Consider the following 25,528-nt stretch of genomic DNA (forward strand, 5'->3'; position numbering starts at 1 on the left):
GCGGATGACGCCGCTGGTTCTGCTCGCCGCGATCGGTGCGGGGACCATGGGGGGCTTCTTCTACGCCTTCTCGGGCCTCGTCATGCCGTCTCTCCGCCGCCTCGATCCGCCCGGGGCGATGAAGGCGATGCAGACGATCAACGTTGTGGTGTTGAGCCCGCACTTCTTCGCGCTCTTCTTCGGCACCGCGGCGTTGAGCCTGGCCATCATCGTCTCGGGGGTCGTCTGGCCGGAAGGCGCGCCGACCTGGCTCGCCATCGCGGGCGGCAGCGTCTATCTCGCCGCGATCATCGGCGTCACCGTTGCCGCGAACGTGCCGATGAACCAGGCGCTGGCAGCGGCGGATGCGGGCGCGCCGGAGGGTGCCGCCCTGTGGGCCCACTACCTGAAGCGATGGACGGCGTGGAACCACGTCCGCGCGGTCGGGGGCATGGTGTCGCTCGCGCTGTTCCTGGCGAGCCTCGTGGCGCGCGCCTAGCCCTTCAGCAGGCTCACCATCAGGCTGATCAGGTAGGTCTGCACACGCTTGCCCTGCTCGGTCATCACCGTGTTCTGCGCGCAGTCCCCGCCGCGCTGCGGCTCATAGCGGGGCTCAACAAGGTTCAGATGCGCGAGCCGCCGAAGCCCCGCTCGGTACTCGGCGTCGAGCGAGCCGCAGTAGACGGCCGTCTGGTCCATGTCGAGGAAGATGCGCAGCAGGTCGCCGTCCATCGCGCGCACGGCATGCACCACCTCGTCGTTCGCCGCCGGAAGCCCCTGCTCGTCGACGCGCACCGGTAGATGTCCCGCCAGGACCGTGCGCGGCGCGACGTCGAGGCCCGGAACCAGGCCGAGTACGCCGTGCAGCGGCACCTGCACGAGGACGAGCACGAACACCGCCACCGCCGGCCAGCGGAGGGACTTGACGAGATCGAGGAAGGCGACCACCCGATCGGCTGGGCTCAGCGCTTGGATGTGGGGGGACATGGCCTCGCTCCGGCTCTGCACCTTCCAGTGTGTTAGGCGAAAAGGGTTAAGCGATGTTGACGGTGGGGATTGCCGGTCTCGGTGCGATCGGCCTCAGACTGGCGAAGGCGCTCGATGCGGGGGTGGAGGGGCTCAGGCTCGTCGCCGTCGCGGCGCGCGACCAGGAGAAGGCGAAGGCCGCCGTCGCCGGGTTCAAGGCCCCGCCGGTGGTGACCGACATCGGCAGCCTCGCCGGTCTCGCCGACGTGGTGGTGGAGGCGGCGCCTGCTTCCGTGTTCGAGGCGATCGTCTCGCCTGCCGTCGAGGCCGGGCGCATCGCGGTCGTCTCCTCCGTCGGCGCGCTCCTGCCGCGCATGCACCTCGTCGAGCGCGCGCGCGAGACGGGCGGGCGCATCATCGTGCCGACGGGCGCGCTGCTCGGGCTCGATGCGGTGCGGGCAGCCGCCGAGGGGAATGTCGAGAGCGTCACCCTCGTCACGCGCAAGCCGCCGCGCGGCCTCGCCGGCGCGCCGTATCTCGAGGAGAAGGGCATCGACGTCGCCACCATCACGACGCCGACGAAGATCTTCGACGGCTCCGCCCGCGAGGGCGCGAAGGGCTTCCCGGCGAACGTGAACGTCGCGGCAGCGCTGGCGCTCGCAGGCATCGGGCCGGACCGTACGCGGCTCGAGATCTGGGCCGACCCGACGGTGACGCGCAACACCCACACGGTGAAGGTCGAGGCCGACACGGTGCGGCTGACGATGACGATCGAGAACGTTCCGTCAGAAGAAAATCCACGCACCGGGAAGATCACGCCACTGTCGCTTCTCGCCTGCCTGCGCGGGCTGACGGCGACGCTGAAGGTGGGAACCTGAGCCTTCGCCGGCCTGCGCCGCCCATGGCGCAGGCCGGCTTGCCGTTCACCAGTCTAGGCGGTGCCGCATGCCGGTGGACGACGCCACGAGCAGTGCGAGCATGCCGAAGGCGAGAACCAACAGCGATCCCGGCTCCGGGATCGGGGTCTGGTAGAGCAATGCCTGAGGGATCACCGCGTTGTCCGCACCGGTGCCGAACGCGATGCCCGCCTGGGTCGGTTCGCCATCGAACCAGTTGATCGTGAGCGCGTAGAGCCCGGCCGTGTCGAATTGCACCTCGACAGGGCTCGGCAGTGTCGCGAACGGATTGATGCCGCCTGCCGGCGGCACATTCACGGCGACCTGCGTGCCCTGGATGATGATGTCCGCACCGTCGTCGGAACCGATGTTGAACAGGACCGCCCCTGGCGCATCGACCCTGTAGTATCCGGTGAAGCGCATCGCTGTGCCGTAGGTAAGCCCGTCAACACGTCTCGCGAGCACCGTCATACCGAGCGGCGGCGAAAGCGATGCGCCGTCGGTGCCGAGGAAGTCGGCGATCGTCGTCGTCTGGTCGAGCACCACGTTGGACGAGCCCTGCGGATAGTCGACCGAACTGGAGGCGAACACGGCGTTGGGCGTGTTCCCGGCCATGTAGGTCTTGGCCCAGGTAATGGTGCGGTCGCCAAGAGCGGAGGGCATCAGGACATCGGCCCAGACGCTGCCGACGAGCCCGGTTCCCGAAAAGGCCGGAAGAGCGAAGTCGGGCGTGGAGAAGGTGTAGGCCGGCACGGCGTGCGCGGACATTCCGGCGAGGAGAGCCGCGGTGGCGGCGGCGGGGAGTAGCATGCTTTTGGTCATGGTACCAATCCTTCCAGAACGTGGTGCTCATCCCGGCATGATTGCGTGGCTACAACGGAGTGCCTGCGCGGCTCAGCGGCCGGTCGACGTGGCGTTGAAGGACCATGATTTGCGGCGGGGTCTCGCCGTGCGGCTGAGATGACGTAGCCAACATTGGTCCCCCGCCGGTTGTCGTTCGACACGATCGATTGCGGGCCCGGTAGCGTATCTCCGAGCGCTCGGAATTCCATCTCTTTTTCGTAACATGATGTAGGCCGCGAAGCGCCGCAAGCGAGGATTCTCGCGGGTCTTGAGCGCCATCAATCCCGCTGCATGAATTCGCTCCTGCGCTCGCGCGCGCGGCTCAGGCCATCGCCACGAGCCGCGCGACATAGGCCGCATAGGCCGCGAGCATCGCGAGCCCAAGGCCGCGGCCGATGCGGCCCGTGAGCATCGCCGGTGCGAGCAGGGCGGTCGCGCCGAGCATCACCCACATCTCCGTGCGCGCGATCTCTGCCGGGATCGCTGTCGGCGCGATCAGCGACGACACGCCGAGGATGCCGAGGATGTTGTAGATGTTCGAGCCGAGGATGTTGCCGAGCGCGATGTCGGAATGGCGACGGATCGCCGCGATCACGCTGGTCACGAGCTCGGGAAGCGAGGTGCCGACGGCGATGAGCGTGAGCCCGATCACGACCTCGGATACCCCGAACGCGCGCGCGATGTTGACCGCCGCGCCGATCATCAGGTCGCCGCCGAGCACGAGCAGGCCGATGCCGCCCACCACCATCGCAGCGGCAAGCGCGGGGTTCAGCGGCACGGCCTGGACCTCCTCCGCCTCTGCCGCATGCAGCGCGCCGGAGGCAGTGCCACCCTGCCGCTCCTGGAGGTAGGTGATCACGGCCGTCGCCGCGAGCAGGGCGAGGCAGAGCACGCCGTGCCACCAGGTCAGCCTGTCGGTCGAGAGAGCGATGGCGATGAACAGAAGCGCCGCACCGAGCACGAACGCGCCATCGCGGCGGATCGCCTCCGGCCGCACCGCGATCGGCGAGATGACGGCGGCGAGCGCGAGGATGAGCAGGATGTTCGCGATGTTCGAGCCGACGATGTTGCCGACCGCGATGCCGCCGAGCCCTTTCATCGCCGCCTCGACGGAGACCACGAGCTCGGGCGTCGAGGTGCCCCAGGCGACGACGGTGACGCCGACGAGAAGCGGCGAGACGCCGAGGCGGCGCGCGAGGCCGACGCCGCCGCGTACGAGGCCTTCCGCGCCCAGAACGAGAAGGCCGAGACCAGCCGCGAGCCACACGAGATCCATGCCGAACCCTCCATGGAGGCCGACAAGGGCTCGACATCGCGGGACCATCCCGCCAGAGGGGCCCGAACCCCGGGCTGGGCGGCAGGTGGCGCCGCGGCGTCACGGATTCAAGGCTGCGGCTCGTGGCCTCGGCATGGCACGCTCGCGCATGCTCGACGCGTTCCTCTATGCCCTCGTCGCCCTGCTGGTGATCTTCGATCCTCCCGGCACGGCGGCGATCTTCATCGCCATCACGCCGCGCGACACGGACACGGAACGTCGTGACCAGGCAGTGCGGGCCGCGGCGATCTCCTTCGGCGTGCTCGCGGGTTTCGCGATCGCCGGCGAGTGGCTGATGCGGGCGATGGGTGTGACCTTGCCCGCCTTTCAGGTGGCCGGCGGGATCCTGCTGTTCCTTCTCGCCACGGACATGGTGATGGTCCGCGATAGCGGTCTGCGCCGAACGACCGAACGCGAGACGCGGGAGGCCGAGGCGCAGGAGAGCGACATCACCGTCTTCCCGCTTGCCATTCCCCTGATCGCCGGGCCGGGAGCGATGACGACGATGGTCCTGCTGCGCGGCAGGGCGGGGGACGACCCGGCGCTGCTTGCCGCGCTCGCCGCTGCCCTCGCCGTGGCGCTCGGTATCACGCTCGCCTCGCTGCTTGCGGCCAAGACCCTCGTGCGCCTCCTCGGTGAAACGGGCACGAACGTGATCGGTCGCGTCCTAGGCGTGGTGGTGGCGGCGCTCGCCGCCCAGATCACCCTCGACGGGGTGCGGGCCATCCTCGCCTCACCGCCAATCGGCTGATCGTCACTCGGCGGCTGCGAGAATGGCCGGGTGGCGTGCGGCGGTGCGAAGCGCCTCTGCGATCGTGTCGGGCGCCTGCGCGCCGGAGAACAGGATGTGGCGGTTGAGCACGAAGGTCGGCACGCCGTTGATGCCGGCCCGGCTCGCCGCGGCGGCCTCGGCGCGAACCTCGTCCTGCGCCTCCGATCCCGCAAGCCGCTCGGCCACCGCGCCGCGGTCCATGCCCGCCTCGCCGGCGATGTCGGCCAGAACCGCGACGTCGCCGATGTCGCGCCCCGCGTGGAAGTAGGCACGGAAGATCGCCTCCATCACCGCAGGCTGCCGTCCTGCCTCCGCGGCGAAGCGGGAGAGGCGGTGTGCGTTGGTGGTGTTCGGCGTGCGCGCAATCGCATCGAGCCGGAAGTCGAGCCCGGCGGCGGCGCCGGCTTCCTTCACCTGCGCATCGAGTTCGCGCGAGCGCTCGAGGCTGCCGAACTTGGCCGCCCGGTAGGCCGCGCGCTCGACCCCCTCATCGGGCATGTCGGGGTTCAGCATGAAGGGGAAGAAGGCTAGCTCGAACCGGAGCCCGGGGTCGGTCTCGGCAAGCATCGCGAGCGCATCGTCGAGCCGCTTCTTGCCGATCCGGCACCAGGGGCAGATCGCGTCGGAGACGACGGTGAGCTTCAACGTCATGCGGCGTCCTTCCGCGGCAGGAGCTGCTCGGCGAGCGTGGCGAACCAGCTCGCGCCGACCGGCAGGATCTCGTCGTTGAAGTCGAACTTCGGGTGGTGGACGGAAGCGTCGTCGCCCCCCCGGCCGCCGCCGAGCATCAGGTAGGCGCCGGGCTTCTTCTCGAGCATGAAAGCGAAATCCTCGCCCCCCATCGTCGGGCGCGGCATCTCGGCCACGCGCTGCTCGCCCTGCACGGCGATGGCCGCGGCGCGTGCGAGCGCTGTGCTCTCGACCTCGTTGACCGTCGCCGGATAGGCGCGACGGAACTGCACCTCCGCCGTCGCGCCGAAGGCCCTCGCGATACCCTCTGCCGTCTCGATCACCCGCTTCTCGATCAGGTCTCCCGCCTCCCTGGTGAACCAGCGTGCCGTGCCGCGCAGCTTCACAGTCTCGGGGATGACATTGTAGGCGAAGCCGCCCTCGAGCCAGGTGATCGACACCACGCCCGAATCCACCGGGTCGAGGTTGCGCGAGACGATCCCCTGCAGCGCGGTGATCACATGCGCGCCGATCAGCACCGGGTCGATGCCCTGGTTCGGCATCGCCCCATGCGCGCCCTTGCCGGTGATGGCGATGTCGATGCCGCCCACCGCCGCCATCACCGGGCCGTTCCGCCAGGCGAAGGTGCCGGCGGGGATACCGGGCCAGTTGTGCAGGCCGAACACGCGGTCGGCCGGGAAACGGTCGAACAGGCCTTCCTTGATCATCACCTCCGCGCCGCCGCCGAACTCCTCGGCCGGCTGGAAGAAGAGATAGACGGTGCCCGCGAAGTTCCGCGTCTCGGCGAGGTATCGCGCCGCGCCGAGAAGCATCGTCGTGTGCCCGTCATGGCCGCAGGCATGCATCACGCCGGGATTCGTCGAGGCATAGGGCTTGCCCGTCTCCTCGAGGATGGGCAGCGCGTCCATGTCGGCACGCAGCCCGATCGCGCCCGCGCCGGGCTCGGACCCGCGGATGACGCCGACCACGCCGGTCTTGGCGATGCCGGTGTGGATCTCGTCCACCCCGAAAGCCTTCAGCTTCTCCGCCACCAGCGCCGCGGTGCGCTTCTCCTCGAAGGCGAGCTCCGGATGGGCGTGGATGTCGCGCCGCCACTCGGTCATGTCCGGGTGGAACTCGGCGATGCGGTTGTGGATCGGCATCCGGGGCGGTCTCCTCGTGTGTCTGGCGTCGATGTCGGGGCTTGGCCCGCCCGGGTCAACGGCCTTCCCAGGTTCCTTCGGGCCGGAGGAAGGCGAAATCCACCCCCTCGGGCGCCTGGAGCACCTCGCGCTGCCAGAGCTTGTCCCAGCCGCGGAGGGCAGGGGCGGGGGGCGTCCAGGCCTGCCGGCGGCGGGCCAGCTCGTCCTCTGCCACCAGGAGGTCGATCCGCCGCTCCTTCACCGAGAGGCGGATGCGATCTCCCGTGCGGACGAGGGCGAGCGGGCCGCCCTCGGCCGCCTCTGGGGCGACATGCAGCACGATCGTGCCGAAGGCGGTGCCCGACATCCGCGCATCCGAGACGCGCACCATGTCCTTCACGCCGGCTCGCGCGAGCTTCTTCGGGATGGGCAGGTAGCCTGCCTCCGGCATGCCGTATCCGCCCTTGGGCCCGGCGTTCTGCAGCACGAGGATATCGTCCGCCGTCACGTCGAGGTCGTCGCGGTCGATCCGCTCCGCCATGTCGGGGAGCGAGGAGAACACCACCGCGCGCGCCTCCTTCTCGAACAGCGTCGCATCCGCGGCCGAGCGCTTGAGGATGGCCCCGCGCGGGCTGAGCGAGCCGAACAGCGCGACGAGCCCGCCGACGGGCGAGATCGGATCGGAAGCGGGGCGGATCACCGCATGGTCCGCGAAGGCGCCCTCCTCGCGGTCGAGCCTGTCGCGCAGCGTCTCTCCCGTCACGGTCGGCACGTCGAGGTGGAGGAGGGGGCGGAGCTGGCGCAGAACCGCGCCCATCGCGCCGGCGGCATGGAAATCCTCCATGTAGCCCTGGCCCGTGGGCTTGAGGTCGACCAAAACGGGCGTTTCGTCCGACAGCGCGTTGAGCCGGGTGAGGTCGAGCGTGATGCCGGCCCGGCCGGCAATGGCGGCGAGGTGGACGATCGCGTTGGTCGAGCCGCCGAGCGCAAGCAGCACCCGCAGCGCGTTCTCGACGCTCTCCGGCGTCACGAGGTCGCGCGGGCGGACGATCCTGCCCTCGGTGGCGAGCCGCACGGCGAGCGCCCCGGAAGCTTCCGCCGCGCGCATGCGGTCGGCATGCACGGCCGGGATGGCGGCGGTGCCTGGCAGGGTGAAGCCGAGCGTCTCTGCGATGCAGGCCATGGTCGAAGCCGTGCCCATCACGCCGCAGGAGCCGGCCGTTGTGGCGAGGTTGCCCTCGACCCGCTCGATCCGCGCGGCATCGACGTCGCCCGCCCGGAACCGCGCCCAGAAGCGTCGGCAATCGGTGCAGGCCGAGAGCCGCTCGCCCTCGAAGCGCATCGCCATCATCGGCCCGCCGACGACCAGCACGCAGGGGACGTTTGATGAGACCGCCGCCATGAGCTGGGCCGGCACCGTCTTGTCGCAGCCGCCGAGCAGCACCACCGCGTCGAGCGGCTGGGCGCGCATCATCTCCTCCGTGTCGATGGCCGCGAGGTTGCGGTAGTACATCGAGCAGGGGGTGAGAGAGGGCTCGCAGACGCTGACGGTCGGGAACTGCAGCGGCAGCCCGCCCGAGGCGAGGATGCCCCGCTCCGCCGCGCGGACGAGCTCGGGGAAGTGCCGGTGGCAGTTGTTCAGCCCGGAGCCCGTGTCGCAGATGCCTACGGTCGGGCGCTTCAGCGCCTCGCGCGACCAGCCCATCGAGAGCATGAAGGAGCGGCGGAGATAGAGGGCGAAGTCGCGGTCGCCGTAGTTCGAGGCGTTGCGGGCCAGGCCCTTCGGGTCATCCGTCATGCGTTTCCCTCTCCGTTCCGAGACGCAGGCTAGGGGCTCGTGAGGGGGCGGGAAAGGTCGACGGTATTGCGGTACCGCATCACGGAAACCGACATATTCCTTGACCTCGCGGCGGCCTCTCCGTATCACTCCGCGCTCGCGACGCCGGGGCGGTCCCGGCGCGACAGGATCGGAATACGATGAAGACCGTCTCGATCAAGCCGTCCGAAGTGAAGAAGGACTGGTGGATCATCGACGCGGAGGGCCTGGTTCTCGGCCGTCTCGCTTCGCTGGTCGCCAACCGCCTCCGCGGCAAGCACAAGCCCACCTTCACCCCGCATGTCGATTGCGGCGACCATGTCGTGATCGTCAACGCCGAGAAGGTGAAGGTGACGGGCAACAAGGCCGCCCAGTCGGTCTTCTACTGGCACACGGGCTATCCCGGCGGCGTCAAGGGCCGCACCCAGGGCCAGATCCTCGGCGGCAAGCACCCCGAGCGGGTGATCGAGAAGGCGGTCGAGCGGATGATCACTCGCGGCCCGCTCGGCCGGCAGCAGATGCGGAACCTGCATGTCTATGCGGGCTCGGCCCATCCGCATGACGGGCAGCAGCCCAAGGCGCTCGACATCGCCTCCATGAACCGCAAGAACAAGGTGGCCTGAGCATGGCAGCCGATACCGTCAAGTCGCTCGCTGACCTGAAGGACCTCGCCGGCGTTCCCGGCGCGGCCGAGGAGGCCGCCAAGCGCGAGCCGAAGCGCGACGCCCAGGGCCGCTCCTACGCCACCGGACGGCGCAAGGACGCCGTGGCCCGCGTGTGGGTGATGCCCGGCAAGGGCAAGATCGAGGTCAACGGCAAGTCCGCCGAGCAGTATTTCGCCCGCCCAGTGCTGCGGATGCTGATCGCCCAGCCCTTCCTGGTGACCGACCGGTACAACCAGTTCGACGTGTACTGCACGGTCGTCGGCGGCGGGCTCTCGGGCCAGGCCGGCGCGCTGCGCCACGGGCTGTCGCGGGCGCTGGTGAACTACGAGCCGGACCTTCGCCGTATCCTCAAGGCCGCAGGGTTCCTCACGCGCGACCCGCGCGTTGTCGAGCGGAAGAAGTACGGCCGCGCCAAGGCACGACGCAGCTTCCAGTTCTCGAAGCGCTGATCGGCGTCGCCCCCGCGCCGATCCAGGGTGCAGGGCAGCATTGTTTCGGGGGCGGGGCCGCTTGGTCCCGCCCCCTTGCTTTTCCAGCCGTGCCACGAGGAAAGTGGCGGATGGCCGCGTGGTGGCGGCGACAGGAGGATCCGATGGCTCAGCAGAAGGTGTTCATCGACGGCGAGGCGGGCACGACGGGCCTGCTGATCCGCGAGCGCCTCGAGGGCCGACGCGACATCTCCCTGGTCCAGATCCCGCCCGAGCGGCGCAAGGACCCCGCCGCCCGCGCCGAGGCGCTCGCCGCGGCCGACCTCGCCGTGCTGTGTTTGCCGGACGACGCAGCGAAGGAGGCCGTCGCGATGGCCGATGCGCTGCCAGGGGGCGGCCCGCGGATCCTCGATGCCTCGACGGCGCATCGCGTGGCGCCGGGCTGGGTCTACGGCTTCCCCGAACTTTCGGCCGAGCAGGAACAGGCGGTGCGCACCGCCCGTCGCGTCTCCAACCCGGGCTGCTACCCGACCGGCGCGATCGCGCTCCTGCGCCCGCTTGTCGATGCCGGCATCGTCCCGCGCGACCATCCGGTGACGATCAACGCCGTCTCGGGGTTCACGGGCGGCGGCAAGAGCATGATCGCCGCCTACGAAAGCGGGTCGGCTCCGCCCTTCGAGCTCTACGCGCTCGGGCTGGAGCACAAGCACCTGCCGGAGCTCGTTGCCCATACGGGGCTGACCCGGACGCCGATCTTCGTTCCCTCCGTCGGCAATTTCCGGCAGGGCATGCTTGTCTCGATCCCGCTTCATCTCGACACGCTGCCGGGCAACGTGACGGCCGCCGACATCGAGGCGACACTCGCCGCACGCTACGGCAAGAGCGCCTGGGTGAGCGTGATCCCGACCGCCGGGCAGGCGAAGATCGCGCCCGAGGAGCTGAACGGCACCAACAAGCTCGAGCTTCGCGTGTTCGGCCATGCCGGCAAGCGCCAGGCCGTGCTCGTCGCGCGGCTCGACAACCTCGGCAAGGGCGCCTCGGGCGCGGCGGTGCAGAACCTCGCCCTGATGCTCGGGCTCGACCAGGGCCAGGACGCGCTCGCGGCGTGAGCGGGCGACAAGACCACTTTCCGGGAGATCGATGATGCAGGGGCCACTCTATCCCTATCGCGGCAAGATGCCAAAGGTTCACCCCAGCGCCTGGATCGCGCCGACCGCCGCGATCATCGGCGACGTGGAGATCGGCGAGGGGGCCAATATCTGGTTCCACTGCGTGATCCGCGGCGACGTGAACCACGTTCGCATCGGCGCCCGCACCAACATCCAGGACGGCTCGATCCTGCATGTGAACCGCGCCACGCATGCCTGCATCATCGGTGACGACGTCACGGTCGGCCACATGGCGATCATCCATGCCTGCACGCTGAAGGACCGTGCCTTCGTCGGCATGGGCGCGATCGTGCTCGACGGCGCGACGATCGAGGAAACAGGCATGCTCGCCGCCGGCGCGGTTCTGACGCCGAACAAGGTGATCAAGGCAGGCGAGCTCTGGGCCGGCTCTCCGGCCGCGTTCATGCGGAAGCTCGAGGAGAAGGACGCGTTCTTCGCCAAGACCGCGCCGCACTATGCCGAGCTCGGCGCAGAGTACCGCACAGAGTACGCGGCACTGCGCGGGGCCGCCCTGCGCGGCGCGGCGGAGTGAGCGCGACGCGGTGAAGCGACGCGGCTTCGTTCTCGGGGCGCTCGCGCTCGCTTCCTGCGACGGAGGGGGGCTTCCGGTGGAGAATGTGGTCATCCCCGTCGGCGCGCTGCGTGGCACCGGCGATCCGCTCTGGCAGGCGACGGAGCTTGCCTCCTTCGCCCTTGCCATGCGCCCGCAGGACCTCGCGGGCAAGCAGGCCGATGCCGCCCACGCGGTGCTGCTCTACGAGTACGCTGCGGCCGATGCCGGCAACGGCCGGCTGTCTGACCAGAACCCGGCGCGGCTGATGCGGGAGGGCAGGCCGCATCTGCGCGCTGCCGCGGGCATCCTCGGCGATGCAGAGCCGCAGCGGGTGATCGATGCGCTCTGGGCCGTGACGGAGGCGCTGCGGCGTGGCGACGAGGCTGGGGCGCGCACCGCGCTTGCCGCGCCCGTGTTCCGCCAGCCGCCCGAGGTGCCGCGCCAGGCGCTTGCCTCCCTCGTCGTGCCGCAGCAGGCGGTGCGGGGCTTGCGGGAGCTGCGCGCGCTGCTCGAGCGCGAACGGGGGCCGATGCGCTGAGCGGCGCGCTTGCCTCTGCCGTGCGCCGCCCTTAGGTTCCGCCCCGTGGCTGGCCGCGCCGCGAGCGGGCCATGGGTTGTACGGTCGGGGCGTAGCGCAGCCTGGTAGCGCGACTGGTTTGGGACCAGTAGGTCGTCGGTTCGAATCCGGCCGCCCCGACCAGAGCCCCAGGGCCGCGCGTGGAGTGAAGGACGGAACGGACGCGATGCGGGCAAGAATCCTGAGGCCCTCGAAATCGGCCATGCAGTCGGGCCGCGCCAAGACGCAGGAGTGGCTTCTCGTCTTCGCCCCCTCCGAACCGAGACGCGCCGACCCGCTGATGGGCTGGATCGGCTCCGGCGACACGGTGGCGAGCCAGGTGCGCCTGCATTTCCCGACGCTCGAGGCGGCTGAGGCCTATGCCCGGGCCAACGGCATCGAGTACGTGGTGGAGCCGGAGCATCGGCCGGTGCTGAAGCCGAAGGCCTATGCCGACAATTTCCGCTACGGCCGCGGCGAGAACTGGACGCACTAGCTCGCCCGCGCCGTGCTGTGTTCGGGCGCCCTTAGCTCAGTTGGATAGAGCAACAGCCTTCTAAGCTGTGGGTCGGTGGTTCGAATCCACCAGGGCGCGCCACGCTGGACGAGCAGCGCTTGCGCTCGAAAAGGCATCTAACGATGCGAAGTGGCTTCTCGGTCCCGGCGTGTCGTCGCAACGGCGTTCCGGCTTGCAGGGCGCTCGCGCTGGCCGACGACGCAGGCGAGCCCGTCAACCGATGCATCGCTTCGCGCCCGGGTCTCCGCGTGTCGATCCCGGGCGACGCGCCCGTTATTCTCGATCGACGCGATACGGGAGAAGGCACGATGCCCGGACAGGTGAGGATCTGGACGTTCGACTGGGTGCCGAAAGGTCCGCGCGGCTACGTGCGCGATCTGAGGCTTCGCTGGGCCCTCGAGGAAGCAGCAATCGAATATTCAGTCGCTTCGGTCCCCTTCGGTGACAGGTCCTCGGATCACCTCGCCCGACAACCGTTTGCCCAGGTTCCGTTCCTCGACGATGGCGACGTCCGGGTCTTCGAGAGCGGTGCTTGCCTTCTCCATCTGGCCGAAAAGAGCGAGGTGCTGATGCCGCGGGATCCGCAGGGCAAGGCGGACACCCATCAGTGGCTCTTCGCCGCGCTGAACTCGGTCGAGATGGTCACGGTGCCCTGGTGGTACATCAGCCTGTCCAGGCCGGCGGAGAATCCCCTTGCAGGCTGGATGAAGCAGCGCTTCGAACGGCTGGACGAGGTGTTGAAGAGGCGGGAGTGGCTGGCGGGCTCGCGCTTCACGGTTGCCGACATCGCCATGTCCGACGTCCTACGTATCCCGGGCGACCGGGGTGAGCTTGACGGATTCGGCGCCATGAAAGCCTATGTCGCGCGCGGGTGCAGCCGTCCTGCCTTCCAGAAGGCCATCAGCGATCAGGTGGCGTACTTCGATGCGGCGGACGCGGCCCGGATTCAGGCGCAATGTTGAGGCCTGGATCGAGCCCGTGCCAACACGTCAGGCGGGACGTCGGCGTTGCGGACTATGGCGCGCGCGAGCCTGCTGGGGCACCGTCGACGGTGCCTGGATTGTCGCATGCGCGCCGAAACGCTACGCTGTTGCGGGACCGTTAGGAACAAGTCGAAATGAAGCGTCCGCGAGAGCCTGAACCTGAGGGCCAGCGCTCGGGCGACGACCTGGCGCAGCAGAAGCTCGCCCTCTGCTCGAGCGTCGTCGGCGAGGCGTTCTTCCCCGCGCTGGTCGAGGCACTGTCGCAGGCGCTGTCGGTGCGCTGCGTGCTGCTGTGCACGCTCCACCCGCTCGATCGAAACAGGGTGCGCACCGTCGCGGCCTGGGATCGCGGGCCGATGCCGAACCTCGAGTACGACCTCGCCGACACGCCCTGCGCGAACATCATCGGCCAGGGAACCTGCCGCTATGCCGCGGGCATCGCCGATCTCTTCCCGGCTGACACGATGCTTCGCGAGATGGGCGCCGAGAGCTATGTCGGCGCGCCGCTGCGTTCCGCCTCGGGGGAGGTGCTCGGCCTGCTCGCGGTGATCGATGACAAGCCGATGACGCGCCCGGGGCAGATCTCGGAGATCGTCGAGGTCTTTGCCGGCCGCGCGGCGGCCGAGCTCGAGCGCCTGTCTGCCGCCTCGATCAACGAGCGGCTCGGGCGGATCGTCGAGGACTCGGTCAGCGAGGTCTACCTGTTCGACCCCGACACCTATTTCTTTAAGCTCGTGAACCGGGGCGCGCGGGAGAATCTCGGCTACTCGATGGAGGAGCTCCGCCGGCTCACGCCCTGGCACATCAAGCCGGGCTTCTCGCGCGAGACGTTCGACGAGATGGTCGAGCCGCTGCGGAGCGGGGAGAAGACGCACCTCCTGTTCGAGACCGTGCACGAGCGCAAGGACGGCACACGCTACAACGTCGCGGTGCAGCTTCAGCTCATCGGCGGCGTCGAGAGCGTGTTCTACGCCTCGATCACCGACATCACCGAGCGCAAGCGTGCCGAGGAGGCGCAGGCGAGGCTTGCCGCCATCGTCGCCTCTTCGGCCGAGGCGATCATCTCCAAGGACATGGACGGCACGATCAAGAGCTGGAACGCCGGGGCCGAGCAGATCTTCGGCTACGCCGCCTCGGAGATGATCGGCACGTCGATCCGGCGCCTCATCCCACCCGACCGGCAGGAGGAGGAGGACGAGATCCTCCGCCGCATCGGCCGGGGCGAGCAGCTGAGCAGCTACGAGACCATACGCCTCTGCCGCGACGGTCGGCGCGTGCACATGTCGGTGACGATCTCGCCCATCTTCGACAGTTCCGGCGCGATCATCGGCGCCTCGAAGATCGGGCACGACATCACCGAGCGCAAGCGCGCCGAGGAGCGCGAGCGCCTCCTGATGCGCGAGGTGAACCACCGCGCGAAGAACCTGCTCACGCTTGTGGAGGCGATCGCCCGGCAGACCGCCTATGGCGACCCCGAAACGTTCCTGGAGCGTTTCGGCGAGCGCATCCGCGCGCTTGCTTCGAGCCAGGACGTACTGGTCCACAGCGGCTGGCAGGACGTGCCGATCGGCGAGCTCGTCCGCTCGCAGCTCGGGCATTTCCGCGACGTGCTGGGCCAGCGCATCCGCATCTCTGGCCCGACGCTGAAGATCACCGCCGCCGCCGCGCAGGCGATCGGCCTCGTCCTGCACGAGCTTGCGACGAACGCGGCGAAGTACGGTGCGCTGTCGAACGACACCGGAACGGTCGCCATCGACTGGTCGCTCACCGCCGAGGCCCGGGGCGAGCCGCGCTTCCAGATGTCCTGGGAGGAGCGTGGCGGGCCGCCTGTCTCGCCGCCTTTGCGCCGGGGCTTCGGCTCGACCGTGATCGACGACATGATGACGATCAGCGTCAGCGGCGAGATCGCGCTCGACTTCGCCCCCGATGGCCTCTCCTGGCGCCTTATCTGCCCCGCACACAAGGTGCTCGAGACGGCCGACATGCCGCCCATCGCGCTGGGCTCCGTCGACCTCGCCACGCCGCGGGAGGATCGTGCGGGCCGCCGCATCCTCCTCGTGGAGGACGAGGCGCTCATCGCCATCGAGATCGCGCAGATCCTCAAGGATGCCGGCTTCGAGGTGGTCGGGCCCGCGACCTCGGTCCTGCAGGCGCTGACGCTGATGAAGCGGAAGCCCTGCGACGCGGCTGTTCTCGACGTGAATCTCGGCGGCGAGACGGCCGAGCCGATCGCCGAGCTTCTGCTCGAGGGAGGAACGCCCTTCCTCACGGTCTCGAGCTACGGGATGGCGCAGCGCCCCGCTGCCTTCGCCGCTGCTCCGCATCTCGACAAGCCGCTGAGGGCCGAGGAGCTCATCCGCAAGCTCGGCCATTGCCTCGGAGCGGCCTCTTTCCGCGCGCGCGTGTAGCGCAGGTAGCCTTCGGCGACGCACCGTTTGGCTGGTTGCCGGCCTGCGTCCCAAGCCCACCATGCGTTCCAGCGAGGGCGCTGCATCGGTTTCGGTATGAATGCTCATGCTGCTCCACATCCGCAACCGCCCGGGTCGTTCACCCCGGCGACCCGGTGGCATGCGAGCAGCATATGGAGTTCATTGTCGTCGTTACAGCACGCGCTCCCACAGCCAGGCCGTGCCGGGCTTGTCGTCATGAACCTCGCCGACATGAGCAAAACCCGATCTTGGGAGCACGCGCGTCGACGCATTCGGCTCCGGCAGCGTCTTTGCCACGATCGTCGGCGGCGGTTTCGCGGTGGCTGCAATCGCACACAGATGGCGCGCGGTAAGCGTCGCGATCCCTCTGCCCTCGAAATCAGCCAGCGTGAAGTAGGCGATCGCCACCCGGCCATCGCTTGGCGGGCCGACGAGGGCGCCGACGACCGCCGGTGCCGATCCCGACACCGCAACGTAGCTGATAGAGGGGGGTTCGTAGCCGAGCCTGGCGAACAGCGCCGCTGAGGCAGCGCAATAGTCGACGATCGTTGGATGCAGAGGGCCGAACGGCGTCACCGGCCGGCCCTCGGCATCACACATCACCAGCGCGAAATGCTCGCTCATCCTGGACCTGGCATACTGCCCTGCCGTCCAGCGCCCAACGTGGCAACCCGCATGATGCCGACGCAGGTCAGTCCCATCGCCGATCCATCTGGCTGGGCCACCTGCGCGAGGATAGATGCCCGCCTTCGGATTCACACAGCCATACAGGCAGCCGGATGACCTCAGTTTCCCCTCGGATTGCCCGCCGGATCGTGCTGGCCGGCGTGGCCGCTGCCATCGCCCCGGCGACGGTCGCGCGCGCACAGCGGCTCCCCGTGCGGGTGATCGACCGCACGCGCCTCGAGCCCGAATTCGCCGGCCGTGATGTTCACTTCATAGCCTGCGATCTCGCTTCGGGCGAGGAGATCGTCCTTTCCGGCAGCGATACGGACAGCCGCCACACGCCATGGTCGACATTCAAGATCCCGAATCTCCTGATTGCGCTCGAGACTGCAATCGCCCGGGACCTCGACTCGCATCGGCGCTGGGACCGCGTCCGCTACCCGGCTGCCAGCTACTGGCCAGATGACTGGCGCAGGGACCAGACCCTGCGGACGGCGTTCGAACGATCGGCCGTGTGGTACTTCCGCGATCTCGCGCGTGAGGTGGGCACCGCGCGGTATCGGGACATCCTCGCGCGGTGGCGCTATGGCAACGCGGTCGTGCCGGACGGTTCCGATGATTTCTGGCTGAACCGGACGCTGATGGTGTCGCCGCGCGAACAGGCGGAGTTCCTCTCGGCACTTCTTTCGGGCAACCTCGGCGTCAGCCGTTCATCGCTCGATGCGCTCGCCGCGGCGAGTGGCTCGGGGAGAGCCGAGGGCGCTTCGCTGCACGGCAAGACGGGCGCCGGTCCGGTCGTGGCCGGGCGTTTCGACGGGGCGTTCGAGGGATGGTACAGCGGCTTTGTCCTGCGTGACGGAGCAGCGCCTGTGACATTCTCGCTGTTCACCACCGCCCCGACCTTCGCTGCGCTGCGCAGCTTCCGACGTGAGGCCTCGATCAGACTGCTGCGCGAAGCCGGATCGCTGAGGGGCGCAGTCGACGCCTAGGGTGACATCCGATCGGGTGGACTTGCCGCATCGGTTTCCGTTGCTGCGGGCGTTGCTTCGGCCACCGCGGGGTCACTCGCGCCCCTCGTCGGGGATGTTGAGCAGCGCGCCGCAGGCCTTGCAGTGCACTGCATCGGCATCGTGCCGTGAGAGGCCGCAATCGCCGCAACTGAAGCGCACCTTGCGCGGCCGGAACAGCGTCTGGGCGAGGCGGAGGAAGAGCGTCACCCCCGCGATCATGATCGCGACGGAGATGAGCCGCCCGGCCGTGCCGGGAAGGGTTATGTCGCCGAAGCCGGTCGTCGTCAGCGCCGTGACCGTGAAGTAGAGCGCATCGGCATAGTTGACGATGTGCGGGTTCGTGAAGTGCTGCGTCTCGTACACCACCGCGGTCATGATGAAGACGAACACCACGAGGTGAATGCCGGCGAGCACGGCGTCCTCGTTCCGCCGGAAGAACGCGAAGTCCTGCCTCAGCATCTCCGCCATGCGGTAGGAATGCAGCAGCCTCAGAGTACGGGCGATCCGCAGGAAGCCGAGGCTGAAGCCTGCGAGCGGGGCGAGGAACGAGGCGATCGCGACCGCATCGGCGATCGAGGCGGGGGTCAGCGCCTCGCGCATGGGCTTGCGGCTTGCGAGAAGCCGCCCGACGAACTCCGCCAGCAGGACGAGGCCGAGACCGATGTCGATCACGCCGATGGTGCGGCTGCGCCCGACGAAGGAAGTCGCAATGACGAAGGTGATGGTCGCGAGATCGAGGGCGAGCACCCCGTAGCGGAAGCGGCGCGCATCCTCCGTGTTGCCGGCATAGAGGTGGTGCAGCCGAGCCCGAAGCGTCGCGGGTTCGTCGGCCGGGCGGCCGGCCATTGCTGCGCTCCCGTCCGGCGCCGGCCCCGCCGTCAGCCCCAGGCCTCGCGGTAGAGCGCGACGATCTCGTCCTTCGTGGGAACGCGCGGGTTGTTCGCCGGGCTGCCGCTCGCGAGCGCCTGGTCTGCCATAAGCGGCAGGAGGCTGTTCCACTTCTGCTCGTCGAGCCCATAGGCGCGCGGGCTCGGCACGGCGAGGTCGCGGTTGAGCGCGGCGAGTTCATCGACGAGCTTCGCACCGGCCGACTGGTCGCCCTCCTCCGCGGTGGCGATACCCATCGCCCGCGCGGCAGTGGCGTAGCGCGGCAGCGCCGCCTCGAGCGAGAAGCGGGTGATTGCGGGAAGAAGCATCGCGTTCGAGAGCCCGTGCGCAACGTGGAAATGCGCCCCGATCGGGCGGCTCATCCCGTGCACGAGCGCGACGGAGGCGTTCGAGAACGCGAGGCCCGCGAGCGTCGCGCCAAGCATCATCGCCTCGCGCGCGGCCTCGTTGCGAGGCTCGGCATAGGCCGTGCGCACGTTCCTGGCCAAGAGGTCCATCGCGCGCAGGGCCATCGTGTCGGAGTAGGCGTTGGCGCGCTTCGAGACATAGGCCTCGAGCGCGTGGGTGAGGCTGTCGATGCCGGTGTCGGCGGTCGTGCGCGGCGGCACGGAGTGGGTGAGCGTATGGTCGACGATCGCGGCCGTCGGCAGGGCGGCGAGGCCCGCGATCAGCATCTTCTCGTTCCGTTCCGTGTCCGTCACCACCGTGAAGCGGGTGACCTCGGAGCCTGTGCCCGCGGTGGTCGGGATGGCGATGACGGGAAGCGCGTCCATGTCCGCCGCGGCCGGAACCTTCCAGTCCCGCATCTTTCCGGCCCGGTCGATCGTCCTGGCGGCGGCGAGGATGGCCATCGCTTTGGCCGTATCCATCGGCGAGCCGCCGCCGAAGCCGATCAGGCAATCGGTATCGCTTCGCGCGAGCAGCGCAACGCCCGCCTCGATGACCGTGTCGGTCGGGTCGGGCACGGTTTCGCTGAACACCGAAGTCGCGATGCCCGCTTCGCGGAGCGGGCCGAGCACGCGCTCGACGAGGCCGGAGGAGACCATGAACGGGTCGGTCACCACGAGCGGGCGGGTGAGCCTCAGCTTGCCGAGCACCTCGGCGATCTGCCCGATCGCGCCGCCGCCGACAAGCAGAAGCCGCGGCGAGACGATGCTCACGACCATGTCCGTCCTCCCTCTCGATGCCGGGCGAAGCCTAGCCGCGCCGCTCCGTCAAGGCGAGACGCGGCGCTCGGCGGCAAGGGCGAGGCGGCGCGCGACGGCCGGGCTCGGCGGGTGCGGGGCGAGGCTCGGGATCGCGGGAATCGGGAGCTCCTCCGCGCGATGGCAGGCGACGAGGTGGCCTTCGCCCATCGGCCGCAGCTTGGGCCGCTCCTCCCGGCAGCGAGCCACCACGTGCGGGCAGCGGCTGGCAAAACGACAGCCAGGCGGGGGATTCATCGGGCTCGGCACGTCTCCGCCGAGCGCGGCCTGGGCGCGTCGGCGCACCGGGTCCGGCACGGGAATCGCTGCCAGGAGCGCCTGGGTGTAGGGGTGGCGGGGTGCGCCGTAGAGCGCGGATTTCGGCGCGGTCTCCACGATCTCGCCGAGATACATCACGGCGATCCGGTCGGACACGTGGCGGACCACGGCTAGGTCGTGTGCGATGAAGAGGTAGGAGAGCCCGAGGCGCTGCTGCAGGTCCTTCAGTAGGTTCACGACCTGCGCCTGGATCGACACGTCGAGCGCCGAGACAGGCTCGTCGCACACGACCAACCGCGGGTTCACGGCGAGCGCGCGGGCGATGCCGATGCGCTGGCGCTGCCCGCCGGAGAACTCGTGCGGGAAGCGCTGCGCATGGTAGGGCGCGAGGCCGACGAGGCGGAGGAGCTCCTCGACGCGCGCGCGGCGCGAGGCATCGTCGCCGATACCGTGCACCTCCATCGGCTCGGCGATGATGCGGCCGACAGGCATGCGCGGGTTGAGCGAGGCATAGGGGTCCTGGAACACAGGCTGCATCGCGCGGCGGATCGGGGTCAGCGCCGAGGCGGGCGTCCTCGTGATGTCCTGCCCCGCGAAGCGGATCGACCCGCCCGTCGGCTCGAGAAGGCGAAGCACGAGCCGCGCTGTCGTGGATTTCCCGCAGCCAGATTCGCCGACGAGAGCGAGCGTCTCGCCCTCAGCGAGGTCGAACGAGACGCCGTCGACGGCGCGCACATGGCCGACCACCTTGGAGAAGATGACGCCTCGCTCGACCGGGAAATGCTTCTCGAGATCGCGGACGGAGAGGAGGGGGGCGCTCATCCGAACTCTGCCTCGACGGGCGCGTGCCAGCACGCCGCCTGGTGCGAGGGGCCGAGCGGGCGGAGAAGCGGCATCTCGCTCCGGCAGCGGTCGCTCGCGAAGCCGCAGCGCGGGTTGAACCGGCAGCCGGGCGGCAGGGCGAAGGGCGGCGGCACCGTGCCCTCGATCGCGAGCAGGGACTGGTTCTCGCCATCGAGCCGCGGCACCGAGCCGAACAGCCCGAGCGTATAGGGGTGCTGCGCATCGCCGAAGACGGCGTTGACCGGGCCGGTCTCGACCACGCGGCCGGCATACATGACCGCGACCTCGTCGGCCATCTCCGCGACGACGCCGAGATCATGCGTGATGAGGATGATCGACATCCCCGTCTCCTGCTGAAGGAGCTTCAGGAGGTCGAGGATCTGCGCCTGAATCGTCACGTCGAGCGCGGTGGTGGGCTCGTCGGCGATCAGGAGCCGCGGCTCGCACGAGAGCGCCATCGCGATCATCACGCGCTGGCGCATGCCGCCGGAGAGCTGGTGCGGATACTCCTCGAACCGCTTCTCCGGCGCGGGGATGCGCACGCGGCGAAGCGCGTCGATCGCGACATCCTTCGCAGCGGAGGCAGAAAGGTCCTTGTGCGCGGAGACGGCCTCGATGATCTGCCGCCCGACCGTGTGCACGGGGTTCAGGCTCGTCATCGGCTCCTGGAAGATCATGCCGATCGATCCGCCGCGCAGGCCCCGCATCTCCCCCTCGGAGAGGGTGAGGAGGTCGCGCCCGTCGAAGCGGATCGAACCCGACGTGATCCGGCCCGGCCGCGGAACGAGCCGCATGATCGAGAGCGACAGCACGCTCTTGCCGCAGCCGCTCTCGCCCACGATGCCGAGCGTTCGCCCCGGCGCGACCGAGACCGACACCCCGTCCACCGCCGGCAGGTCGCCGGCGGAGGAGCGGAACACGGTGCGGAGATCCTCGATCGCGAGAAGCGGGCCCTGTCCTGCCATGCGTGTCAGATGGTCAGGAAGGTCGGCGGGCTGATCGCCTCGAGGGGGCGGTGCGCCCAGTCGCGCTCCGGCACGCCGGCGATCATCCGCTTCTGCGCCTCGTGCAGTTCCTCGGCAGCGGCCGCGTAGTCGATCGTCAGGCACCTTCCGTCGCGCACCACCTCCTGGCCGTCGACCACGACGGAGCGTATCGCGCGATCGGCCGCTGCGTAGATGAGGCTGCGAACCGGGTCGCGCGCCGGGCGCATGCCGGGATGGGTGACGTCGACCATCACCAGGTCGGCCCGGCAGCCGGCCTCGAGCTTGCCGATGTCGTCGCGCCCGAGTGCTGCCGCGCCGTTCACCGTCGCCGCCTCGAAGAGGTCGCCCGAGTTCAGCGTGCGCGGGTTCTCGGCCATCATCCGCGCGGCGTAGGCGGCGAGCCGCATCTCGTCGAGCATGTTGTGCGGATAGGTATCGGTGCCGAGGCCGATGTTCACGCCGCGGCGGCGATACCGCCCGATGTCGCGCAGCATGATACCGCGGCGAGCGAACACGGTCGGACAATGCGCCACCGTGGTGCCGGTATCGGCGAGAAGCCCGAGATCGGTGTCGGTCGACCAGCGGGTGCGGGGATGGTCATCGAGGAAGATGCCGTGGCCGATGATCGTTCCCTTGCCGAGCGTGCCGAGCTTGTCGAGCCACTGGATCGGCGTGAGCCCGTGGCGGCGGGTGATCTCGTGGAACTCGACGACGCTCTGCGCTGCGTGGATCTGCCAGGAGATGCCGCGCTTCCTCGCTTCCGCGTGGCTGTCGCGCAGGAGTTCCGGCGTGCAGGTGTCGATCTGCGCAGGCACGGCCATGCCGGAGAGGCGTCCCGAAGGGTGCTGCTCGGCGCGCTCGATCAACGCGAAGGCCTCCTCCATCGCCTTCACGCCTGCCTTCTCGTCCCACTCGTATTCGACGACGTGGCCCGACTTCGTGTACCAGCGCGCGGAGCGGAACATTGGCGCGATGACGACGCGCATGCCGCTCTCGCCGAGCGTGTCGAGCCAGCCGGGATGGGCCATCGAGAGATCGGCCACCGTCGTCACGCCCGAGAGAAGGAGTTCGGCGAGCGCGACGCGAATGCAGGCCTTCACGCCCGAGGGGTCGCCGCGGAAGATCGGCAGGTACTCGTAGAGCGAGGAGTTGTAGAGGCCGGGGCTGCCCACCTCGTCGGTCAGGCCCTTGTTCATGGGCTCGGACGAGGGGTGGCAGTGGATGTTGACGAGGCCCGGCATCACCATCAGCCCGCGCCCGTCGATCACCTCGTCGGACGGGCCGTCATAGCCGCGGCCGACGAAGCTGAGCACCCCGCCGCGCCAGGCGACGTCGGCGTCGGGCATGTAGGCGTGCTTCTTCGCCGAGCCGTCCCAGGCCACGACGAAGGAGGCGTTGCGGACGAGGGTCGTCCGCTCCGCCGCCATCGGTACGTTCATGTCTGTCATGTCCTCCGTATCGGGCCGCTCACTGCCGCAGCGTGATGTCGAGGCCCTTGTACAGCGCGGCCGAGTAGACGCCGTGCGGGCGCGCGCCCTGCACGCGCCGGCCCGAGGCGAGCCAGAGCTGCGAGTGCGCAATGGGGAACCACACGTTCGCCTCGGTCAGCTGACGCTGCGCTTGTGCGACGGCCTCCTGGCGGACGCGCTCTTCGAGCGCGGCGCTCGCGGTGGCGATCCACTCGTCGGTCTGCGGGTTCTTCCAGTTCATCCGGTTCGGTGTCGGCGCCGCCGCGGAGCGGAAGTAGAGGGCGAGCGCATCGCGCGCCGAGGTGTAGGGGTAGGACATCATGAAGGCGTCGAACTCCTGCGTTGCGAGCCGGCCCCAGGCGACGGTCGCGTCGAAGAGCTGGATGCGCATCTCGATGCCGACGCGGCGGAGGTCCGCCTGCATCGCCTCGGTCATCTGCCGGTTTGCCTGCGTGGTGATTCCGTAGACCAGGAACGAGGCGCGCTGGCCGTCCTTCACGCGGATGCCGTCCGATCCCGGTTTCCAGCCCGCTTCCTCGAGGATGCGGATGGCTTCTGCCCGGTCGAAGCCGGCCTGCTTGGCCTTCGATTCGGGATCAAAGCCCGGCGCGCCGGGGTGGATCATCGAGCGCATCGGGTCGGCCGCGCCGAAGAATGTCGCCTGCACCATCGCGTCACGATCGATCGCGAGGTTGGCGGCGCGGCGGATCACCGGGTCGCTGACCACGGGCTTGTCGACCTTGAAGCCCATGAAGTAGTCGACGAAGTAGCTCTCCTGCTGCGCCATGGTGATGCCAGGCGTGCGCCGCAGACCTTCCACCGCGAAGAAGGGAATGTGCTGCGTGATGTCGCCCTGGCCGGTCTGCAGCGCCGCGATGCGCGTGTTGGGATCGGGAATCACGCGCCAGATCACGCGGTCGATCTGCGGGCTCGGGTTCTGGTAGAGCGGCGGTCCCCAGCGATAGTTGGGATGCTTCTGCAGAACGAGGTCCTGCCGCGGCGTCCAGCTTACCCAGCAATAGGGGCCGGTGCCGTTGAAGCCCTGCGTTCCGAAATTGTCGCCGAGCCGCTCGACCGTGTTCTTGTCGACGATGCCGGCGAAGTAGAGCGTGAGCTGCAGCAGGAGCTCGCCGAACGGCTCGTTCAGCTCGTACTCGACGGTGGTCGCGTCGACCGCGCGAACCTCCTTCACGTTGCCCGCGCGCGCCCGCACCGGGCTGCGCGTTGCGGGGTCGATCCAGCGGTTGACCGAGTAGACGACGTCGTCTGCCGTGAACTTGCGCCCGTCGCAGAACGTCACGTCGTCACGCAGCTTGAAGGTGTAGAGCTTGCCGTCCTCGCTCACGGTCCAGGACGTCGCGAGGCCGGGGCGGATCGTCTTCTGGTCCCAGTCGAGTGAAACGAGCGTGTCGGTCATCATGTACACGACCTCGCCTGCGGCGAAGGCCGTCACCTTGTGCGGGTCGTACCGGTCGGCGTCGATCTCGCGCAGCACCACGAGCGTGTTCCGCGGCGCGGCCTGCGCCCAGGCCCCGTTCGCCGCGAAGAGCCCAACGGCCCCGGCGGCGGCAAGAAGCATTCCCTTGATCGTCCGTCGCATCATCATCTCCCGTTCCTGTCCGTTCATACCCTGAGCTTCGGGTCGAGCGCGTCGCGCAACGCGTCGCCCAGCACGTTGAAGGCAAGCACCACCATGAAGATCAGCACGCTTGGCACCACCGCGATGTGCGGCGCGAAGAATAGGAAGTTCCGTCCCTCCGCCGCCATCGCGCCGAGCTCGGCGGTCGGTGGCTGCGCACCGAGGCCAAGGAATGACAGCGCCGAGCCGAGCAGGATCACCTGGCCGAAGCGCAGCGTCGCGAACACGAAGATCGGGCTCAGGCAGTTCGGCGCGAGGTGGCGCCAGATCAGTCGCGCATCCGACATGCCGACGGCCCGCGCCGCCTCGATGTAGTCGAGCCGCATCACCACGAGCGCCGCACCGCGCACGATGCGCGCCATCAGCGGCACGGTGGCGACCGAGAGCGCGATGACGACGGCGACGATCCCCGGCCCGAAGATCGCAGCGATGGCGAGGCCGAACAGGATGGCAGGGAAGGACAGCAGGATGTCCATGAGGCGCATCAGGAGCCCGTCGATCCGCCGGTAGAAGGCCGCGCAGAATCCGACAAGGATGCCGAGGCCGCCCCCGATCACCAGCGAGACGAGGCCCATGATCAGCGTCGCGCGCAGGCCGTAGAGGCAGCGCACCACAAGGTCGCGCCCCTGCGCATCGGTGCCGAGGAGATAGTCCCCGCCCGGCGAGCGCATCGCTGCGCGGAGATTGTTCTCGTAGGGGTCGGCGCCGGCGAGGATCGGCGCGAAGACGGCGGCGAAAATCGTCGCGAGCACGAAGGCGAGCGCGATCGCAGCGCCTGGTTCCGTGGCGAGCCGGCGGAACACGCCCGCGCGCGTCGGCGCTGCAGGCGTCGCCGCTGGGCCAGCTGCTGGGGCGGTCACGGTCGC

Annotated in this window: 26 protein-coding genes and 2 tRNA genes; 14 read left to right on the forward strand and 14 right to left on the reverse strand. The window is 69.2% G+C overall.

Going from position 1 to position 25,528, the window contains the following annotated elements; genetic code table 11:
* Positions 1-4: 4 nt before the first annotated feature.
* Entirely contained in the window at positions 5-478 is a 474-nt protein-coding gene (locus tag FIF60_RS14520; protein WP_144186815.1) for an anthrone oxygenase family protein, read from the forward strand.
* Here FIF60_RS14520 and FIF60_RS14525 read toward each other — a convergent pair.
* Positions 475-966 carry a hypothetical protein gene (locus tag FIF60_RS14525; RefSeq protein WP_144186816.1) on the reverse strand — a complete coding sequence of 164 codons (492 nt, stop codon included), beginning with the start codon at positions 964-966 and terminating at the stop codon, positions 475-477. The genes FIF60_RS14520 and FIF60_RS14525 overlap by 4 nt on opposite strands.
* Positions 967-1,019: 53 nt before the next feature.
* Between FIF60_RS14525 and FIF60_RS14530 the strand changes: the two genes are divergently transcribed.
* A complete protein-coding gene (locus FIF60_RS14530; protein WP_144186817.1) occupies positions 1,020-1,823 on the forward strand; it encodes an aspartate dehydrogenase in 804 nt (267 codons plus the stop codon).
* Between the two features lie 45 nt (positions 1,824-1,868).
* Here FIF60_RS14530 and FIF60_RS14535 read toward each other — a convergent pair whose 3' ends face one another.
* A complete protein-coding gene (locus FIF60_RS14535; protein WP_144186818.1) occupies positions 1,869-2,663 on the reverse strand; it encodes a hypothetical protein in 795 nt (264 codons plus the stop codon).
* Between the two features lie 343 nt (positions 2,664-3,006).
* On the reverse strand, positions 3,007-3,960 hold the full coding sequence (locus tag FIF60_RS14540; RefSeq protein ID WP_144186819.1) for a calcium/sodium antiporter: 954 nt from the start codon (positions 3,958-3,960) through the stop codon (positions 3,007-3,009).
* 133 nt (positions 3,961-4,093) lie between these two features.
* Here FIF60_RS14540 and FIF60_RS14545 point away from each other — a divergent pair, with 133 nt between their 5' ends.
* On the forward strand, positions 4,094-4,750 hold the full coding sequence (locus tag FIF60_RS14545; protein ID WP_239451643.1) for a MarC family protein: 657 nt from the start codon (positions 4,094-4,096) through the stop codon (positions 4,748-4,750).
* Between the two features lie 3 nt (positions 4,751-4,753).
* Here the strand turns inward: FIF60_RS14545 and FIF60_RS14550 are convergent, their stop codons facing one another.
* From FIF60_RS14550 to FIF60_RS14560, 3 genes are read right to left on the reverse strand one after another with little or no spacing between them, the layout of a single operon-like run.
* A complete protein-coding gene (locus tag FIF60_RS14550; RefSeq protein WP_144186820.1) occupies positions 4,754-5,422 on the reverse strand; it encodes a DsbA family oxidoreductase in 669 nt (222 codons plus the stop codon).
* Positions 5,419-6,603, reverse strand: a complete 1,185-nt coding sequence (locus FIF60_RS14555; protein WP_144186821.1) for a M20 aminoacylase family protein — start codon at positions 6,601-6,603, stop codon at positions 5,419-5,421. The genes FIF60_RS14550 and FIF60_RS14555 overlap by 4 nt, the downstream gene beginning before the upstream one ends.
* 55 nt (positions 6,604-6,658) lie before the next feature.
* Complete coding sequence (locus FIF60_RS14560) at positions 6,659-8,380, reverse strand: dihydroxy-acid dehydratase (protein ID WP_144186822.1); 1,722 nt, start codon at positions 8,378-8,380, stop codon at positions 6,659-6,661.
* A gap of 179 nt (positions 8,381-8,559) precedes the next feature.
* Between FIF60_RS14560 and rplM the strand changes: the two genes are divergently transcribed.
* The 10 genes from rplM to FIF60_RS14610 all read left to right on the forward strand — a co-directional run bounded on the left by rplM (position 8,560) and on the right by FIF60_RS14610 (position 15,677).
* A complete protein-coding gene (rplM, locus tag FIF60_RS14565) occupies positions 8,560-9,021 on the forward strand; it encodes a 50S ribosomal protein L13 (RefSeq protein WP_144186823.1) in 462 nt (153 codons plus the stop codon).
* Between the two features lie 2 nt (positions 9,022-9,023).
* Entirely contained in the window at positions 9,024-9,512 is a 489-nt protein-coding gene (rpsI, locus tag FIF60_RS14570; protein ID WP_144186824.1) for a 30S ribosomal protein S9, read from the forward strand.
* 143 nt (positions 9,513-9,655) lie between these two features.
* A complete protein-coding gene (argC, locus tag FIF60_RS14575) occupies positions 9,656-10,600 on the forward strand; it encodes an N-acetyl-gamma-glutamyl-phosphate reductase (RefSeq protein WP_144186825.1) in 945 nt (314 codons plus the stop codon).
* A 31-nt stretch (positions 10,601-10,631) separates the two neighbouring features.
* Positions 10,632-11,192, forward strand: a complete 561-nt coding sequence (locus FIF60_RS14580) for a gamma carbonic anhydrase family protein (protein ID WP_408869871.1) — start codon at positions 10,632-10,634, stop codon at positions 11,190-11,192.
* Between the two features lie 10 nt (positions 11,193-11,202).
* Positions 11,203-11,751: a hypothetical protein gene (locus tag FIF60_RS14585; RefSeq protein WP_144186827.1), complete on the forward strand. Its 549-nt coding sequence runs from the start codon at positions 11,203-11,205 to the stop codon at positions 11,749-11,751.
* An 85-nt stretch (positions 11,752-11,836) separates the two neighbouring features.
* Positions 11,837-11,913 (forward strand) — tRNA-Pro (locus FIF60_RS14590).
* 43 nt (positions 11,914-11,956) lie between these two features.
* The gene (locus FIF60_RS14595; RefSeq protein WP_144186828.1) at positions 11,957-12,265 is read left to right on the forward strand and encodes an ETC complex I subunit; all 309 of its coding nucleotides are present in this window, start codon (positions 11,957-11,959) and stop codon (positions 12,263-12,265) included.
* 25 nt (positions 12,266-12,290) lie between these two features.
* Positions 12,291-12,367 (forward strand) — tRNA-Arg (locus FIF60_RS14600).
* 41 nt (positions 12,368-12,408) lie between these two features.
* Entirely contained in the window at positions 12,409-13,248 is an 840-nt protein-coding gene (locus FIF60_RS14605) for a glutathione S-transferase family protein (RefSeq protein WP_204251206.1), read from the forward strand.
* A 155-nt stretch (positions 13,249-13,403) separates the two neighbouring features.
* Positions 13,404-15,677 carry a PAS domain S-box protein gene (locus tag FIF60_RS14610; RefSeq protein WP_144186829.1) on the forward strand — a complete coding sequence of 758 codons (2,274 nt, stop codon included), beginning with the start codon at positions 13,404-13,406 and terminating at the stop codon, positions 15,675-15,677.
* Between the two features lie 192 nt (positions 15,678-15,869).
* Here FIF60_RS14610 and FIF60_RS14615 read toward each other — a convergent pair whose 3' ends face one another.
* The gene (locus FIF60_RS14615; protein ID WP_144186830.1) at positions 15,870-16,322 is read right to left on the reverse strand and encodes a GNAT family N-acetyltransferase; all 453 of its coding nucleotides are present in this window, start codon (positions 16,320-16,322) and stop codon (positions 15,870-15,872) included.
* A gap of 191 nt (positions 16,323-16,513) precedes the next feature.
* On the opposite strand from FIF60_RS14615, the gene FIF60_RS14620 reads away from it, so the two are divergent.
* Positions 16,514-17,353, forward strand: coding sequence for a penicillin-binding transpeptidase domain-containing protein (locus FIF60_RS14620; protein ID WP_158639227.1), 840 nt, complete (start codon positions 16,514-16,516; stop codon positions 17,351-17,353).
* Between the two features lie 72 nt (positions 17,354-17,425).
* On the opposite strand, the gene FIF60_RS14625 is transcribed toward FIF60_RS14620, so the two are convergent.
* The 7 genes from FIF60_RS14625 to FIF60_RS14655 are packed head-to-tail and all read right to left on the reverse strand — an operon-like array spanning position 17,426 to position 25,522.
* Positions 17,426-18,220: a potassium channel family protein gene (locus tag FIF60_RS14625; protein ID WP_204251207.1), complete on the reverse strand. Its 795-nt coding sequence runs from the start codon at positions 18,218-18,220 to the stop codon at positions 17,426-17,428.
* A gap of 32 nt (positions 18,221-18,252) precedes the next feature.
* Positions 18,253-19,428 (reverse strand): iron-containing alcohol dehydrogenase, encoded by a 1,176-nt coding sequence (locus FIF60_RS14630; protein ID WP_144186832.1) that lies wholly within the window; start codon positions 19,426-19,428, stop codon positions 18,253-18,255.
* A 48-nt stretch (positions 19,429-19,476) separates the two neighbouring features.
* Positions 19,477-20,547: an ABC transporter ATP-binding protein gene (locus tag FIF60_RS14635; protein WP_144186833.1), complete on the reverse strand. Its 1,071-nt coding sequence runs from the start codon at positions 20,545-20,547 to the stop codon at positions 19,477-19,479.
* On the reverse strand, positions 20,544-21,533 hold the full coding sequence (locus FIF60_RS14640; RefSeq protein WP_144186834.1) for an ABC transporter ATP-binding protein: 990 nt from the start codon (positions 21,531-21,533) through the stop codon (positions 20,544-20,546). The genes FIF60_RS14635 and FIF60_RS14640 overlap by 4 nt, the downstream gene beginning before the upstream one ends.
* Positions 21,534-21,538: 5 nt before the next feature.
* Positions 21,539-22,993 carry an amidohydrolase family protein gene (locus FIF60_RS14645; protein WP_144186850.1) on the reverse strand — a complete coding sequence of 485 codons (1,455 nt, stop codon included), beginning with the start codon at positions 22,991-22,993 and terminating at the stop codon, positions 21,539-21,541.
* 28 nt (positions 22,994-23,021) lie between these two features.
* Entirely contained in the window at positions 23,022-24,629 is a 1,608-nt protein-coding gene (locus tag FIF60_RS14650) for an ABC transporter substrate-binding protein (RefSeq protein WP_239451644.1), read from the reverse strand.
* A 17-nt stretch (positions 24,630-24,646) separates the two neighbouring features.
* Positions 24,647-25,522: an ABC transporter permease gene (locus tag FIF60_RS14655; RefSeq protein WP_239451645.1), complete on the reverse strand. Its 876-nt coding sequence runs from the start codon at positions 25,520-25,522 to the stop codon at positions 24,647-24,649.
* Between the last annotated feature and the right edge of the window lie 6 nt (positions 25,523-25,528).

Origin of the sequence: Elioraea rosea (genome assembly GCF_007644105.1) — a bacterium.
GTDB lineage: Bacteria > Pseudomonadota > Alphaproteobacteria > Acetobacterales > Acetobacteraceae > Elioraea_A > Elioraea_A rosea.

Bases quoted from the DNA above. Each gene is read 5' to 3' on its own strand.
- FIF60_RS14625 (WP_204251207.1), bottom strand. From the start codon at position 18,220: ATGGCCGGCCGCCCGGCCGACGAACCCGCGACGCTTCGGGCTCGGCTG.
- FIF60_RS14615 (WP_144186830.1), bottom strand. From the start codon at position 16,322: ATGAGCGAGCATTTCGCGCTGGTGATGTGTGATGCCGAGGGCCGGCCG.
- rpsI (WP_144186824.1), top strand. From the start codon at position 9,024: ATGGCAGCCGATACCGTCAAGTCGCTCGCTGACCTGAAGGACCTCGCC.
- FIF60_RS14650 (WP_239451644.1), bottom strand. From the start codon at position 24,629: ATGATGATGCGACGGACGATCAAGGGAATGCTTCTTGCCGCCGCCGGG.
- FIF60_RS14635 (WP_144186833.1), bottom strand. From the start codon at position 20,547: ATGAGCGCCCCCCTCCTCTCCGTCCGCGATCTCGAGAAGCATTTCCCG.
- rplM (WP_144186823.1), top strand. From the start codon at position 8,560: ATGAAGACCGTCTCGATCAAGCCGTCCGAAGTGAAGAAGGACTGGTGG.
- FIF60_RS14555 (WP_144186821.1), bottom strand. From the start codon at position 6,603: ATGCCGATCCACAACCGCATCGCCGAGTTCCACCCGGACATGACCGAG.
- FIF60_RS14640 (WP_144186834.1), bottom strand. From the start codon at position 21,533: ATGGCAGGACAGGGCCCGCTTCTCGCGATCGAGGATCTCCGCACCGTG.
- FIF60_RS14595 (WP_144186828.1), top strand. From the start codon at position 11,957: ATGCGGGCAAGAATCCTGAGGCCCTCGAAATCGGCCATGCAGTCGGGC.
- FIF60_RS14535 (WP_144186818.1), bottom strand. From the start codon at position 2,663: ATGACCAAAAGCATGCTACTCCCCGCCGCCGCCACCGCGGCTCTCCTC.
- FIF60_RS14525 (WP_144186816.1), bottom strand. From the start codon at position 966: ATGTCCCCCCACATCCAAGCGCTGAGCCCAGCCGATCGGGTGGTCGCC.
- FIF60_RS14630 (WP_144186832.1), bottom strand. From the start codon at position 19,428: ATGGTCGTGAGCATCGTCTCGCCGCGGCTTCTGCTTGTCGGCGGCGGC.
- FIF60_RS14540 (WP_144186819.1), bottom strand. From the start codon at position 3,960: ATGGATCTCGTGTGGCTCGCGGCTGGTCTCGGCCTTCTCGTTCTGGGC.
- FIF60_RS14610 (WP_144186829.1), top strand. From the start codon at position 13,404: ATGAAGCGTCCGCGAGAGCCTGAACCTGAGGGCCAGCGCTCGGGCGAC.
- FIF60_RS14550 (WP_144186820.1), bottom strand. From the start codon at position 5,422: ATGACGTTGAAGCTCACCGTCGTCTCCGACGCGATCTGCCCCTGGTGC.
- argC (WP_144186825.1), top strand. From the start codon at position 9,656: ATGGCTCAGCAGAAGGTGTTCATCGACGGCGAGGCGGGCACGACGGGC.
- FIF60_RS14580 (WP_408869871.1), top strand. From the start codon at position 10,632: ATGATGCAGGGGCCACTCTATCCCTATCGCGGCAAGATGCCAAAGGTT.
- FIF60_RS14645 (WP_144186850.1), bottom strand. From the start codon at position 22,993: ATGAACGTACCGATGGCGGCGGAGCGGACGACCCTCGTCCGCAACGCC.
- FIF60_RS14530 (WP_144186817.1), top strand. From the start codon at position 1,020: ATGTTGACGGTGGGGATTGCCGGTCTCGGTGCGATCGGCCTCAGACTG.
- FIF60_RS14520 (WP_144186815.1), top strand. From the start codon at position 5: ATGACGCCGCTGGTTCTGCTCGCCGCGATCGGTGCGGGGACCATGGGG.
- FIF60_RS14560 (WP_144186822.1), bottom strand. From the start codon at position 8,380: ATGACGGATGACCCGAAGGGCCTGGCCCGCAACGCCTCGAACTACGGC.
- FIF60_RS14545 (WP_239451643.1), top strand. From the start codon at position 4,094: ATGGCACGCTCGCGCATGCTCGACGCGTTCCTCTATGCCCTCGTCGCC.
- FIF60_RS14605 (WP_204251206.1), top strand. From the start codon at position 12,409: ATGCGAAGTGGCTTCTCGGTCCCGGCGTGTCGTCGCAACGGCGTTCCG.